This window comes from Paracoccus sp. SY (genome assembly GCF_002901215.1).
Classification (GTDB): domain Bacteria; phylum Pseudomonadota; class Alphaproteobacteria; order Rhodobacterales; family Rhodobacteraceae; genus Paracoccus; species Paracoccus acridae.
On sequence record NZ_NWMQ01000016.1, the window covers coordinates 16,432 to 29,052 of the forward strand.

The 12,621-nt window shown below is 66.1% G+C and carries 7 protein-coding genes and 1 tRNA gene; 4 read left to right on the forward strand and 4 right to left on the reverse strand.

The annotated features are described in order from the left end of the window. Nucleotides 1–9: 9 nt before the first annotated feature. Nucleotides 10–1,407, forward strand: a complete 1,398-nt coding sequence (locus CK944_RS13075) for a hypothetical protein (protein WP_103173511.1) — start codon at nucleotides 10–12, stop codon at nucleotides 1,405–1,407. A gap of 16 nt (nucleotides 1,408–1,423) precedes the next feature. Here CK944_RS13075 and CK944_RS13080 read toward each other — a convergent pair whose 3' ends face one another. Continuing rightward, nucleotides 1,424–4,855, reverse strand: a complete 3,432-nt coding sequence (locus CK944_RS13080) for a pyruvate carboxylase (protein WP_103173512.1) — start codon at nucleotides 4,853–4,855, stop codon at nucleotides 1,424–1,426. A gap of 180 nt (nucleotides 4,856–5,035) precedes the next feature. Here CK944_RS13080 and uvrA point away from each other — a divergent pair, with 180 nt between their 5' ends. Further along, nucleotides 5,036–7,891 (forward strand): excinuclease ABC subunit UvrA, encoded by a 2,856-nt coding sequence (gene uvrA / locus CK944_RS13085; protein WP_103173513.1) that lies wholly within the window; start codon nucleotides 5,036–5,038, stop codon nucleotides 7,889–7,891. A gap of 3 nt (nucleotides 7,892–7,894) precedes the next feature. Here the strand turns inward: uvrA and CK944_RS13090 are convergent, their stop codons facing one another. Both CK944_RS13090 and CK944_RS13095 read right to left on the reverse strand, forming a co-directional pair. Continuing rightward, on the reverse strand, nucleotides 7,895–8,269 hold the full coding sequence (locus tag CK944_RS13090) for a hypothetical protein (RefSeq protein WP_103173514.1): 375 nt from the start codon (nucleotides 8,267–8,269) through the stop codon (nucleotides 7,895–7,897). Further along, the gene (locus CK944_RS13095) at nucleotides 8,262–8,879 is read right to left on the reverse strand and encodes a DUF5671 domain-containing protein (RefSeq protein ID WP_103173515.1); all 618 of its coding nucleotides are present in this window, start codon (nucleotides 8,877–8,879) and stop codon (nucleotides 8,262–8,264) included. The genes CK944_RS13090 and CK944_RS13095 overlap by 8 nt, the downstream gene beginning before the upstream one ends. 169 nt (nucleotides 8,880–9,048) lie before the next feature. Here CK944_RS13095 and CK944_RS13100 point away from each other — a divergent pair. Continuing rightward, nucleotides 9,049–9,123: transfer RNA gene (locus CK944_RS13100), tRNA-Gly, on the forward strand. A gap of 299 nt (nucleotides 9,124–9,422) precedes the next feature. After that, complete coding sequence (locus CK944_RS13105; protein ID WP_158247997.1) at nucleotides 9,423–9,980, forward strand: TetR/AcrR family transcriptional regulator; 558 nt, start codon at nucleotides 9,423–9,425, stop codon at nucleotides 9,978–9,980. A 21-nt stretch (nucleotides 9,981–10,001) separates the two neighbouring features. Here CK944_RS13105 and CK944_RS13110 read toward each other — a convergent pair whose 3' ends face one another. Further along, a complete protein-coding gene (locus CK944_RS13110) occupies nucleotides 10,002–12,494 on the reverse strand; it encodes an FAD-dependent oxidoreductase (protein ID WP_103173517.1) in 2,493 nt (830 codons plus the stop codon). Nucleotides 12,495–12,621 lie beyond the last annotated feature (127 nt).

Here is a 12,621-nt window from a genome sequence, read left to right on the forward strand (position 1 = left end):
GACCATGCCATGCCCCCAAGAAGCGCCCGGATCGGCGGCATCCTGACCGCTTGCGCCCTGCTGGCGACGATCCCGCACCAGTTCGGGTCCGGGCCGGGCTTCGCGATGGCCGCCGACCTTCTGCTGGTGGGGGCGCTTGCCATGTTCTCGCTGACCGCGCGGGCGTCGCGGCTGGCATTCGTGGCCGTGGGCCTGGCCCTGGTCGCCTGGGCGGCGGCCACCCGGCCCGACTGGGCGCAGGCGGTGCTGACCGCCCTGACGCGCGGGGGCTTCATCATCGCGCTGTTCACGGCGCTGTCCGCCTTGCGCAGCGCGGCGGTGGGGTCGCAGGACATCCTGGATTGCGGGCGCTTCCTGGCCCGCCAGCCGCCGGGTCGGCGCTACCTTGCGCTGACGGTCGGCGGGCACCTGTTCGGGTTGATCCTGCTTTACGGCTCGATCTCGCTGCTGGGCGGGTTGGCGGCCGAAAGCACGGCGCGCGAGGCGAACCAGGAGTTGCGCCGCCACCGGCTGCGGCGGATGCTGGTGGCGATCCAGCGGGGCTTCGCCTCGACCCTGTGCTGGTCGCCCATGGCGCTGTCGATGGCCGTCACGATGTCGGTCGTGCAAGGCGCGTCCTGGCCTGCGGCCGTCGGGCTGTGCCTAGTCAGCTCGGTGCTGATGATCGGCATCGGCTGGGGGCTGGACGCGCTGTTCAAGCCGCAGCTTTCCGCGCCCGCGCCCACCCGTGCGGCCGAGACCGAAAGCTGGCTGCGCCGCCTGCGCCCGCTGCTGGTCCTGCTGGCAATCGTGGTGGGCGGCGTCTTCCTGTTGCACCTGACGACCGGGGTCGCCGTGACCGGCGCGGTGATGACCGTGGTGCCGCTGGTGGCGACGGCCTGGACGCTGATCCTGCCGCCCATGCCCGGCGGGCGGGCGGCGACGCTGGCCGCGCGGATCGGGCAGTTCGCGACCCGCGACCTTGCCGGCTATGGCGGAGAGATCATCCTGCTGTTCATGGCGGGCTTCATCGGCAGCCTGGGTGCCTGGCTTCTGGTGCCGATCATGCAGGCGCATGGGCCGGACCTGGCGGCGCTGCCGCCGCTGCTGATCCTGGCGGCGCTTGTCTGGGCCATCCCGCTGACCGGCCAGATCGGCATGAACCCGATCCTGGCCGTGTCGCTGCTGGTGCCGCTGCTGCCCTCGCCCGCCGATCTGGGCGTGCATCCGACGGCAATGGTCGTCGCCATCACCGGCGGCTGGGCGATCAGCGGCAACACCTCGCCCTTCACGGCCTCGGTCCTGCTTGTGGGCAAGCTGGGCGGTGTCGAGGCGCGTCATGCGGGAACGCAGTGGAACGGGCTTTATGCCCTGTCCACCGGCGCGGCGCTGACCCTGTGGGTGCTGCTGGCCGCGACCCTGCTCTAGGGGCCGCGGCCGGGGGTCATTCGACCTCGACCAGCAGGTCCTTGGCGTCGATCTGTTCGCCGGGGCGGACATGGACGGCCTTGATGGTGCCGTCGCGGTCGGCGTGAAGGCCGGTTTCCATCTTCATCGCCTCGATGGTCAGCAGCAGGTCGCCCTGGCGGACCTTGGCCCCTGCCGCCGCCGCGACCGAGGCCACGACGCCCGGCATCGGCGCGCCGACATGGCCCGCGTTCGACGGGTCGGCCTTGGGACGCGCGGCCTTGGTGCCGGTGGCCTTGCGGTTCGGCACGCGGACCTGGCGCGGCTGGCCGTTCAGTTCGAAGAAGACCTTGACCTCGCCCTTCTCGTCCGTCTCGCCCAGGGTCAGCAGGCGCACCTCCAGCGTCTTGCCGGGGTCGATCTCGACGCTGATCTCGTCGCCGGGCTCCATGCCATAGAAGAAGTTGCGCGTGGGCAGCGTGCGGACCGGGCCATAGGTCTCGTGCCGCGCGCGATAGTCGGTGAAGACCTTGGGATACATCAGGTAGCCGTTCAGATCCTCGTCGTCGATCTCGATGCCCAGATCCTCGGACAGCTTTGCCCGCGTGGCCTCGATGTCCACGGGGGGCAGATGGGCGCCGGGGCGGTCGGTGATCGGCGCCTCGCCCTTCAGGACCTTGCGCTGCAGCGCCTCGGGCCAGCCGCCGGGCGGTTGGCCCAGGTTGCCCTTCATCATGTCCACCACGCTGTCGGGGAAGCTGACCTCGACATTCGGATCCATGACCTGCTGCGGCGTCAGCCCCTGTGCCACCATCATCAGCGCCATGTCGCCCACCACCTTGGACGACGGCGTGACCTTCACGATGTCGCCGAACATGCGGTTCACATCGGCATAGGCCTGCGCCACCTCGTGCCAGCGATCTTCCAGCCCCATCGACCGCGCCTGCGCCTTGAGGTTGGTGAACTGCCCGCCCGGCATCTCGTGCAGATAGACCTCGGACGCGGGCGACTGCAGGCCGGATTCGAAGGCCGCATAGTTCTCGCGCACGCGTTCCCAGTAGTTGCTGATCTGCCGGATCGCCGCGATGTCCAGGCCGGTGTCGCGTTCGGTGCCTTCCAGCGCCTCGACGATGGAGCCAAGGCAAGGCTGCGAGGTGCCGCCCGAGAAGGCGTCCATCGCCGCGTCCACCGCGTCCACGCCAGCGTCCGCAGCGGCCAGGATGGTGGCCCCGGCCAGCCCCGAAGTGTCGTGGGTGTGGAAATGGACGGGCAGGCCCACCTCCTCCTTCAGCGCCTTGATGAGGATGCGCGCGGCGGCGGGCTTCAGCAGGCCCGCCATGTCCTTCAGCCCCAGAACATGGGCCCCGGCGGCCTTCAGATCCTGCGCGGTCTTGACGTAATAGGCCAGATCATACTTGGACCGGTCGGGGTCCAGCATGTCGCCGGTATAGCAGACCGTGCCTTCGCAGATCTTGCCGGTCTCGATCACCGCGTCCATGGCGACGCGCATGTTCTCGACCCAGTTCAGGCTGTCGAAGACGCGGAACACGTCCACGCCGCTTTCCGCCGCCTGGCGCACGAAGGACTGGACCACGTTGTCGGGATAGTTGGTATAGCCCACCCCGTTCGAGGCCCGAAGCAGCATCTGCGTCATCAGGTTGGGCATCCGTTCGCGGATGTCGCGCAGCCGCTGCCAGGGGCATTCCTGCAGGAAGCGATAGGCCACGTCGAAGGTCGCCCCGCCCCAGCATTCGACGCTGAACAGCCCCGGCAGGTTAGCGGCATAGGACGGCGCCACGCGGATCATGTCGATCGACCGCATCCGGGTCGCCAGCAGCGACTGGTGCCCGTCGCGCATGGTGGTGTCGGTCATCAGCAGGCGCGTTTGCGCGGCCATCCAGTCGGCCACGGCCTGGGCGCCCTTCTGTTCCAGCATCTGCCGGGTGCCGGGCGCCGGTTCAGCCTTGGGCGCGGGCGGGACCGGCGGGCGGGCCTGCGCGGGCGGCGTGGGACGGCCCGCCGTTTCGGGATGCCCGTTCACGCTGATATCGGCCAGATAGGTCAGGATCCGCGTGGCGCGGTCCCGGCGCTTGTCGAACTGGAACAGTTCCGCCGTCGTGTCGATGAATTTGGTCGTATAGGTGTCATCGAGGAAGGTGGGGTGCTTCAGCAGGTTGATGACGAAGTCGATGTTCGTGCTGACGCCGCGCACCCGGAACTCGCGCAGGGCGCGGTCCATGCGGCGGATCGCCCCCTCGGGCGTCTGCGCCCAGGCCGTGACCTTGACCAGCAGCGAATCGTAATAGCGCGTGATGACCCCGCCAGAATAGGCCGTTCCGCCGTCCAGCCGGATGCCGTTGCCGGTGGCGCTGCGATAGGCGGTGATCCGGCCATAATCGGGGATGAAGTTGTTCAGCGGATCCTCGGTCGTCACGCGGCATTGCAGCGCGTGACCCGACAGCGTGACCTGATCCTGGGACGGCACGCCTGTCGCCTCGGCCAGGGTCGCGCCCTCAGCGATGCGGATCTGGGACTGCACGATGTCGATGCCGGTGACTTCCTCGGTCACGGTATGCTCGACCTGGACGCGCGGGTTCACCTCGATGAAGTAGAACCGGCTCGTGTCCATATCCATCAGGAACTCGACCGTGCCGGCGTTCTGGTATCCGACGGCCCGGCCGATCTTCAGCGCCAGTTCGCAGACCTCGGCCCGCTGTTCGGGGGTCAAATAGGGCGCGGGGGCGCGTTCCACGACCTTCTGGTTGCGGCGCTGCACGGTGCAGTCGCGTTCATACAGGTGATACAAGCCGCCATGGGTGTCGCCCAGCAACTGCACCTCGACGTGGCGGGCGCGCAGGATCATCTTTTCCAGATAGCCCTCGCCATTGCCGAAGGCGGCCTCGGCCTCGCGCCGGCCCTCGCGGACCTTGTCCACCAATTCCTCGGGGCCGTTGATCGGGCGCATCCCGCGCCCGCCGCCGCCCCAGGAGGCCTTGAGCATCAGGGGATAGCCGATGGCGGCCGCCTCGGCCTTGATCGCCTCGAAATCGTCGCCCAGAACCTCGGTCGCAGGGATGACGGGCACGCCCGCCTGGATCGCCACGCGCCGCGCCGATGCCTTGTCGCCAAGCGCGCGCATGGTGTCGGCGCGCGGGCCGATGAAGGTGATCCCGGCAGCCTTGCAGGCGTCCACGAAGTCGGGGTTTTCCGACAGAAGGCCATAGCCCGGATGGATCGCGTCCGCGCCGCTTTCCTTGGCCACCCGGATGATCTCGGGGATCGACAGATAGGCCGCGACCGGCCCCAGCCCCTCGCCGATCCGGTAGGCCTCGTCCGCCTTGAAGCGGTGCAGGCCCAGCTTGTCCTCCTCGGCATAGACGGCCACCGTCTTCTTGCCCAGTTCGTTGGCCGCCCGCATCACGCGGATCGCAATCTCGCCCCGGTTGGCGATCAGGATTTTCTGAAACATACGGGTCCCCCTCGACGTTGGGTGGGACAGTAGCAATGCCGCAGCGCAGCGCAAGAAGCACAATGAAGCGCCTGCAACAAAAGGTTTACGCTGGGTCGTGTTCGCCCTATGTTCCCAGTTTGCGGTTGCTTTTTGGAACCGCGCGCCTATGTGATGCGCTTGGCCGTCCAGGGACAAAGTATGGAACAGAAGTTCATCGAGGTTCGCGGTGCGCGCGAGCATAACCTGAAGGGCGTGGATATGGACATCCCGCGCGACAAGCTGGTGGTCATCACCGGGCTGTCGGGTTCGGGCAAGTCCTCCCTCGCCTTCGACACGATCTATGCCGAAGGGCAGCGCCGTTATGTGGAAAGCCTCTCGGCCTATGCGCGCCAGTTCCTGGACATGATGGGCAAGCCCGATGTGGACCACATCAGCGGCCTGTCGCCCGCCATCAGCATCGAACAAAAGACGACCAGCAAGAACCCGCGTTCGACCGTGGGCACGGTCACGGAAATCTATGACTATCTGCGGCTGCTGTTCGCCCGCGCGGGCACGCCCTACAGCCCCGCCACCGGCCTGCCGATCGAGGCGCAGCAGGTCCAGGACATGGTGGACCGCATCATGGAGATGCCCGAGGGCACGCGCGCCTATCTGCTGGCGCCCATCGTGCGCGACCGCAAGGGCGAATACAAAAAGGAATTCCTGGAGCTTCGCAAGCAGGGCTTCCAGCGGGTCAAGGTGAACGGCCAGTTCCACGAACTGGACGAGCCGCCCACCCTGGACAAGAAGTTCCGCCATGACATCGACGTGGTGGTGGACCGCATCGTCGTGCGCGCGGGGCTGGAAACCCGCCTGGCCGATTCGCTGCGCACCGCGCTGGATCTGGCGGGCGGCATCGCCATCGTGGAAACGGCCGGGGACGAACCGGAACGCACCACCTTCAGCGAAAACTTCGCCTGCCCCGTCAGCGGCTTCACCATCCCGGATATCGAGCCGCGGCTGTTTTCCTTCAACGCGCCCATGGGCGCCTGCCCGGTCTGTGATGGCCTGGGGGCGGAACTGTTCTTCGACGAACGGCTGATCGTGCCCGATGCCGCGCTGTCGGTGGAAAAGGGCGCCATCGCCCCCTGGGCCAAGTCGAAGTCGGCCTATCTGACGCAGACGATCAACGCGCTTGCCAAGCATTACGGCTTTGACAAGAAGACCAAGTGGAAGGATCTGCCCGAAGACGTGCGGCGCATGTTCCTGCACGGATCCGGGTCCGAGGAGATCGCCTTCCGCTTCGATGACGCGGGCCGCGTCTATAACGTCACCCGCGTGTTCGAGGGCGTGATCCCCAACATGGAACGCCGGATGCGCGAATCCGACAGCGCCTGGGTGCGAGAGGAATTCGAGCGTTACCAGAACAACCGCCCCTGCGGCGCCTGCCACGGCTATCGCCTCAAGGACGAGGCCCTGGCGGTCAAGATCGCGGGCAATCACATCGGCCAGGTGGTCGAACTGTCGATCAAGGAGGCCCTGGTCTGGACCGAGGCCGCGCCCCGGCACCTGAGCAAACAGAAGAACGAGATCGCGCACGCGATCCTCAAGGAAATCCGCGAACGGCTGGGTTTCCTGGTCAACGTGGGACTGGATTACCTGACGCTGTCCCGCGCGGCGGGCACGCTGTCGGGCGGCGAAAGCCAGCGGATTCGCCTTGCCAGCCAGATCGGGTCCGGTCTGACGGGCGTGCTCTATGTGCTGGATGAACCCTCAATCGGGTTGCATCAGCGCGACAATGATCGCCTTCTGGACACTCTCAAGGGGCTGCGGGACCAGGGCAATTCGGTCATCGTGGTGGAACATGACGAGGATGCGATCCGCCACGCGGATTACGTCTTCGACATGGGTCCCGGCGCGGGCGTCCATGGCGGCACGGTCGTCAGCCAGGGCACGCCCGAGGAAATCGCCGCCGACCCGGCCAGCCTGACGGGGCAATACCTGTCGGGCGCGCGAGAGATTGCGGTGTCCGACGAACGGCGCAAGGGCAACGGCAAGGCCGTCAAGGTGGTCAAGGCCACCGGCAACAACCTCAAGAACGTCACCGCCGAATTCCCGCTGGGCAAGTTCGTCTGCGTCACCGGCGTGTCGGGCGGCGGCAAGTCCACCCTGACGATTGAAACCCTGTTCAAGACCGCCAGCCTGCGCCTGAACGGCGCCCGCCAGACCCCCGCCCCCTGCGAGACGATCACCGGGCTGGAACATCTGGACAAGGTTATCGACATCGACCAGCGGCCCATCGGTCGCACGCCCCGGTCGAACCCGGCCACCTATACCGGCGCCTATACGCCCATCCGCGACTGGTATGCGGGCCTGCCCGAATCCAAGGCGCGCGGCTACAAGCCCGGCCGCTTCAGCTTCAACGTCAAGGGCGGCCGCTGCGAGGCCTGCCAGGGCGATGGCGTCATCAAGATCGAGATGCACTTCCTGCCCGACGTCTATGTCACCTGCGAAACCTGCAAGGGCAAGCGCTACAACCGCGAAACGCTGGAGGTGCTGTTCAAGGGCAAGTCCATCGCCGACGTTCTGGACATGACGGTCGAGGATGCGCAGGGCTTCTTTTCCGCCGTGCCCGCGATCCGCAACAAGATGGACGCGCTGATGGAGGTGGGCCTGGGCTATGTCAAGGTCGGCCAGCAGGCCACCACCCTGTCGGGCGGCGAGGCGCAGCGGGTCAAGCTTGCCAAGGAACTGTCGCGCCAATCCACCGGCAAGACGCTGTATATCCTGGACGAACCCACGACCGGCCTGCATTTCGAGGATGTGCGCAAGCTGCTGGAGGTGCTGCACCGGCTGGTAGACCAGGGCAACACGGTCGTCGTGATCGAACACAACCTGGATGTCATCAAGACCGCCGACTGGATCATCGACATCGGTCCCGAAGGCGGCGACGGCGGCGGGCGCATCGTCGCGGTCGGCACGCCCGAGGATGTGGCGAAGGTCGATGAAAGCCACACCGGACGCTATCTTGCCCCGATGCTGAAGCCCGCACGGGTGCGGACGGCGGCGGAATAGCCGTCAGTCCAGCGCGATCCGCTGAACGGTGCAGCCAGCCTCGTCCCGGGTCGGAAACGGGGCGGGCAGCTCGAACCCGGCGCAGAGGCGGATGCTGTCCGGCGACACCAGCTCGATGCGATAGGGCGCGGCGGTGAAGGGATCGGCCAGGCGCGGGGTCATCGGGCAGGCCTCGGTCGGGGTGGGATCGGTCACGACCCGTCCCGCCTGCTGCGCCTTGCAGAACAGCAGCGACTGGATCTGGGACAGGTCGCTTTCCCGCAACCGGTCGCGCTTTTCCGCCCTGCCCTGCGCGGGTCCGCCGATGGCGACGATGCCCGCCACCAAAACCGCCAGCGACAGCGCTGTAAGCGCCCAGACGGGCCAGGGCCTAGCCATCCAGATCCTCGCGATAGCAACCGGCCACCAACAAGCCCATGACGGCAACCAGGGCGCATTTCGCCGCCAGGCGCGGCGTCAGGTCGCCCGACAGGAAGGCATAGACGACCGACACCAGATCGCCCAACAGCACCAGCGCGGCGGCAAAGACCGTGACCGAGGCGAAGATCCGGCGCGCCTGCGACCGCCGCCTCTGGTCGCCTGCGCCCATGTGCCGGGCCATGCGAAGGTCCAGCAACACGAACAGCGGCAGGAAGGCCAGGATCGCGGCGATGGAGAAACGCATGGACCAGCGGTCCGATGCGCCGCTTTCCGAAAGGTCGGGGATCGCCTGGTCGATGACCTGGAATCCAAGGCGCAGGACGTGAAAGCAGACCAGCACCAGCGCGATCATCAGCAGCGCGTAAAGCATCGCCTCTCGCGCCGAGACATAGGGTCGCGGACGCGGAACGGGCGGCAGGTCGCCACCTGCGGACCATGCCGTCACCGCGCCTTCGATTTCCGGCGCGGTCCACCCGGCCTGCGCCAGGGCCGCGCGAATGCGCGCACCGTCATGTCCCGCCGCCAAGGCATCACGGACAAAGTCTGACAACTGATCGGCCGATCCCATCCCGCCCGCCCCTGGTTTCCGGGAAAATTCACGCTCTTTGCCTTTGGATGTCAACGACCTGAATAATTTTGCGCCGCCGGGCGATTTTCCCTCTTGCACCCCCCGGCGCAGTCCCATAAATCACGCCTCACCGAAGGCGAGACGGAAACGAAGCGCTGACGGAACGGATGCGGGCGTAGCTCAGGGGTAGAGCATAACCTTGCCAAGGTTAGGGTCGTGAGTTCGAATCTCATCGCCCGCTCCAAACAAAAAAGCCGGACCTTCGGGTTCGGCTTTTTTGTTTTGTTCGTGCAAAAACTGGTCACCTTATGGTTGCATAATCTGCAATGGCGACTATGATGCCATGAAAAAGGCTCTGACCTTACAACTGATAAACAAAACACAGATAATAACAGGCCAGAGCTTTAATCAGGCGGCCCAGAAACCCTGTACTCAACACAAAAAGACACGGCCGTCTCGCTGTTCAGCGTGCCGTTAACCATCCGGGATAAGCCAACATCGGTGATTTCCTTTACACTGTCAAGTTGAGTAATGGGATTGGCGATGAATATGCGTAGCGACCTGCCCCAGCTGCTGGTAAAGGCCGGTTTGACCATCCTCGAGGAGGAAGGCGCCGAGGGTCTGACCCTGCGCCGAATCGCGGCGCGGGCGGGTGTGTCCCATGCGGCGCCTGCGCATCACTTCGGTGGCCTGACCGGCTTGAAGAACGCCATTGCGACGCAGGGTTTCCAGGCATTCTACGGGGATCTTGTCGCTGCCCAGGACTCGCTTCCCGGTGACGCCGATCCGTTCCAGCGCCTGTTGACGGTCAATCTGGCCTATATTCGTTTTGCTCGCCGCCATCCTGCGCTTTTCAGGCTGATGTTCGAACAATGGCCGACCCAGGACGACGACCTGCGCATGACCGCCCAGGCGACCTATGTCGTGCTTCACCAGTGCTGCACCCCTCTTGTTCAGGATCGGAAGCGCGCGCCGTTCGAGACCGCGATCTGGGCCATGACCCATGGCTTTGCGATGCTGAACCTGGATCAGCCATATCCGCCCGGATCGCCGGTGCAGATGCCGTCTTACGAAGAGGCCCTGCGCCTGCTGGTCGGCTGACCAGAGGCGCAGGGCGGCCGCCTAGCCGTCCACGCGGATGCGGGCGTTCTGCGGGTCATAGGGGCTGTCCTCGGCCACCTCGGCGTCCCACAATTCGCGGAACATGCGGACCTTCAGCTTCGTTCCGGGCGCGGCCAGGTCGGGGCGGACATAGCCCATGCCGATCTGCTTGCCGAAAGCGACCGAATAGCCGCCCGAGGTCAGGCGCCCGACCTTGGTCCCGTCGAGGAAGATCCCTTCGCGCCCCCAGGGATCGGCGTCCTGCGGCCCATCGATCAGCAGCGTGACGCACAGGGACCGGATACCCTTGTCCTGCATCGCCGCCTTGCCGCGAAAGTCCTTGGACAGGTCCACGAAACGGTCCAGCCCGGCTTCCAGCGGAGTCGCGTCCCGGCCCAGTTCGGTGCCGAAGGCGCGATAGGATTTCTCCTGCCGCAGCCAGTTCTGCGCCCGTGCGCCGACCAGCTTCATGCCCAGCGGCTCGCCCGCTTCCATCAGCCGGTCGAACAGATGGTTCTGCATCTCGATCGGGTGGTGCAGCTCCCAGCCAAGCTCTCCGGTATAGGCCACGCGTATGGCGTTCACCGGCACCATGCCCAGTTCGATCCGCTTGGCCGACAGCCAGGGAAATCGCTTGTTCGACAGGGCGGTTTCCGGCTGCGCGTCGCGGATCAGTTTCGCCAAGATGTCGCGGGACGCCGGACCGGCCAGGGCAAAGACGCCCCATTGGGTCGTCACGTCCTGGATGCCGACATGATGGCCGCCCGCCGCCATGAAATCCTCGGCCGATTTCACCAGATGATCGCCGTCATAGGCGGCCCATGCCCCGGCGGACACCAGGTAATAGCTGTCCTCGGCCAGCCGGACGATGGTGTATTCGGTCCGCGTGGTGCCCGCGTCGGTCAGCGCATAGGTCAGGTTGATGCGGCCGACCTTGGGCAACCTGTTGGTGGTCAGCCAGTCCAGGAAAGCCGTCGCGCCCGGCCCCTTGACGATGTGCTTGGCGAAGGCCATGGCGTCGATCAGGCCCGCCGCGCTGCGGATCGCCTCGGCTTCCTCCTTCGCATATTGCCACCATCCGCCGCGCCGGAAGCTGCGGGAGGCATGGTCGTCGAAGCCTTCGGGACCATAGTAGTTCGGCCGTTCCCAGCCGTTCACCTGCCCGAACTGCGCCCCTCGCGCCTTCTGCCGGTCATAGGCGGGCGAGGTCCGCAGCGGTCGGCAGGCTTCTCGTTCCTCGTCGGGGTGGTGCAGGATGAAGACATGCTCATACGCTTCCTCGTTCTTGCGGGCGGCGTATTCGGTGGTCATCCAGCCGCCATAGCGGCGCGGGTCCAGCGATGCCATGTCGATCTCGGCCTCGCCCTCGACCATCATCTGCGTCAGGTAATGGCCGACGCCGCCTGCCGCGGTGATGCCGAAGCTGAAGCCCTCGGCCAGCCACATGTTGCGCAGGCCGGGCGCCGGGCCGACAAGGGGGTTGCCGTCGGGCGTATAGCAGATCGGGCCGTTATAGTCGTCCTTCAGCCCCACCGTTTCGGATGTCGGGATCCGGTGGATCATCGACATGTATTCCTCCTCGATCCGTTCCAGGTCCAGCGGGAACAGGTCGGCGCGGAAGGATTCGGGCACGTCATAGAGGAACCGCGCCGGGGCGTTGCGCTCATAGGGGCCAAGGATCCAGCCGCCGCGTTCCTCGCGCACATACCACTTGGCGTCGGCGTCGCGCAGGACCGGGTGTTCCGGGTTGCCCTCGGCCCGCCATTTCGCAAGGGCCGGGTCGGGCTCGGTGACGATATACTGATGCTCGACCGGGATCGCCGGGATCTTGATGCCCAGAAGCCGCGCGGTGCGCTGCGCGTGGTTGCCGGTGGCGGTCACGACATGCTCGGCCCGGATCTCGAAGACCTCGCCCGAGCCGACCAGGTTGCCGCCCTTCTCCACCAGCTTTTCGCAGGTGACGATCCATTCCGATCCGGTCCACTTGTAGCCGTTCACCTGGATCTTGCGCTCGATGGTGGCGCCGGCCATGCGCGCGCCCTTGGCCATGGCCTGGGTCACGTCGGCGGGGTTGATGTATCCGTCGGTCGGGTGGAACAGCGCGCCCTTCAGGTCTTCGGTGCGGACCAGGGGCCAGCGGTCCTTGATCTGCTGGGGGGTCAGGAAGTGATGCTCGATCCCGACCGTCTCGGCGGTGGCGGAATACAGCATGTATTCGTCCATCCGGTCCTGCGTCTGCGCCATGCGCAGGTTGCCGCAGCGGGTGAAGCCCGCGTTCAGGCCGGTCTGCGCCTCCAACTCGGCGTATAGCTTGACCGAGTAGTCGTGGATATGGGTCGTCGCATAGTTCATGTTGAACAGCGGCAGCAGCCCGGCCGCGTGCCAGGTGGATCCTGCCGTCAGCTCGTCACGCTCGACCAGCATCACCTCCCACCCGGCGCGGGCCAGATGGAGCGCGATGCCGCAGCCGACTGCGCCGCCTCCGACGACAAGAACCTTCACATGCGACTTCATTCGCGCGACTCCTTGGGTGGTGTTGTTGCCCGTTACTGCCACGGCTGCATCCTGCCCGTCAGATGGGCCCGACCTATAATGGCCAAAAACGACATGCTGCAACGCAGCACTTGTGCGAATCCGTGTC

Excerpts from the sequence above, each read along its gene's own strand:
- CK944_RS13075 (WP_103173511.1), top strand. The coding sequence starts at position 10 with ATGCCCCCAAGAAGCGCCCGGATCGGCGGCATCCTGACCGCTTGCGCC.
- CK944_RS13080 (WP_103173512.1), bottom strand. The coding sequence starts at position 4,855 with ATGTTTCAGAAAATCCTGATCGCCAACCGGGGCGAGATTGCGATCCGC.
- uvrA (WP_103173513.1), top strand. The coding sequence starts at position 5,036 with ATGGAACAGAAGTTCATCGAGGTTCGCGGTGCGCGCGAGCATAACCTG.
- CK944_RS13090 (WP_103173514.1), bottom strand. The coding sequence starts at position 8,269 with ATGGCTAGGCCCTGGCCCGTCTGGGCGCTTACAGCGCTGTCGCTGGCG.
- CK944_RS13095 (WP_103173515.1), bottom strand. The coding sequence starts at position 8,879 with ATGGGATCGGCCGATCAGTTGTCAGACTTTGTCCGTGATGCCTTGGCG.
- CK944_RS13105 (WP_158247997.1), top strand. The coding sequence starts at position 9,423 with ATGAATATGCGTAGCGACCTGCCCCAGCTGCTGGTAAAGGCCGGTTTG.
- CK944_RS13110 (WP_103173517.1), bottom strand. The coding sequence starts at position 12,494 with ATGAAGTCGCATGTGAAGGTTCTTGTCGTCGGAGGCGGCGCAGTCGGC.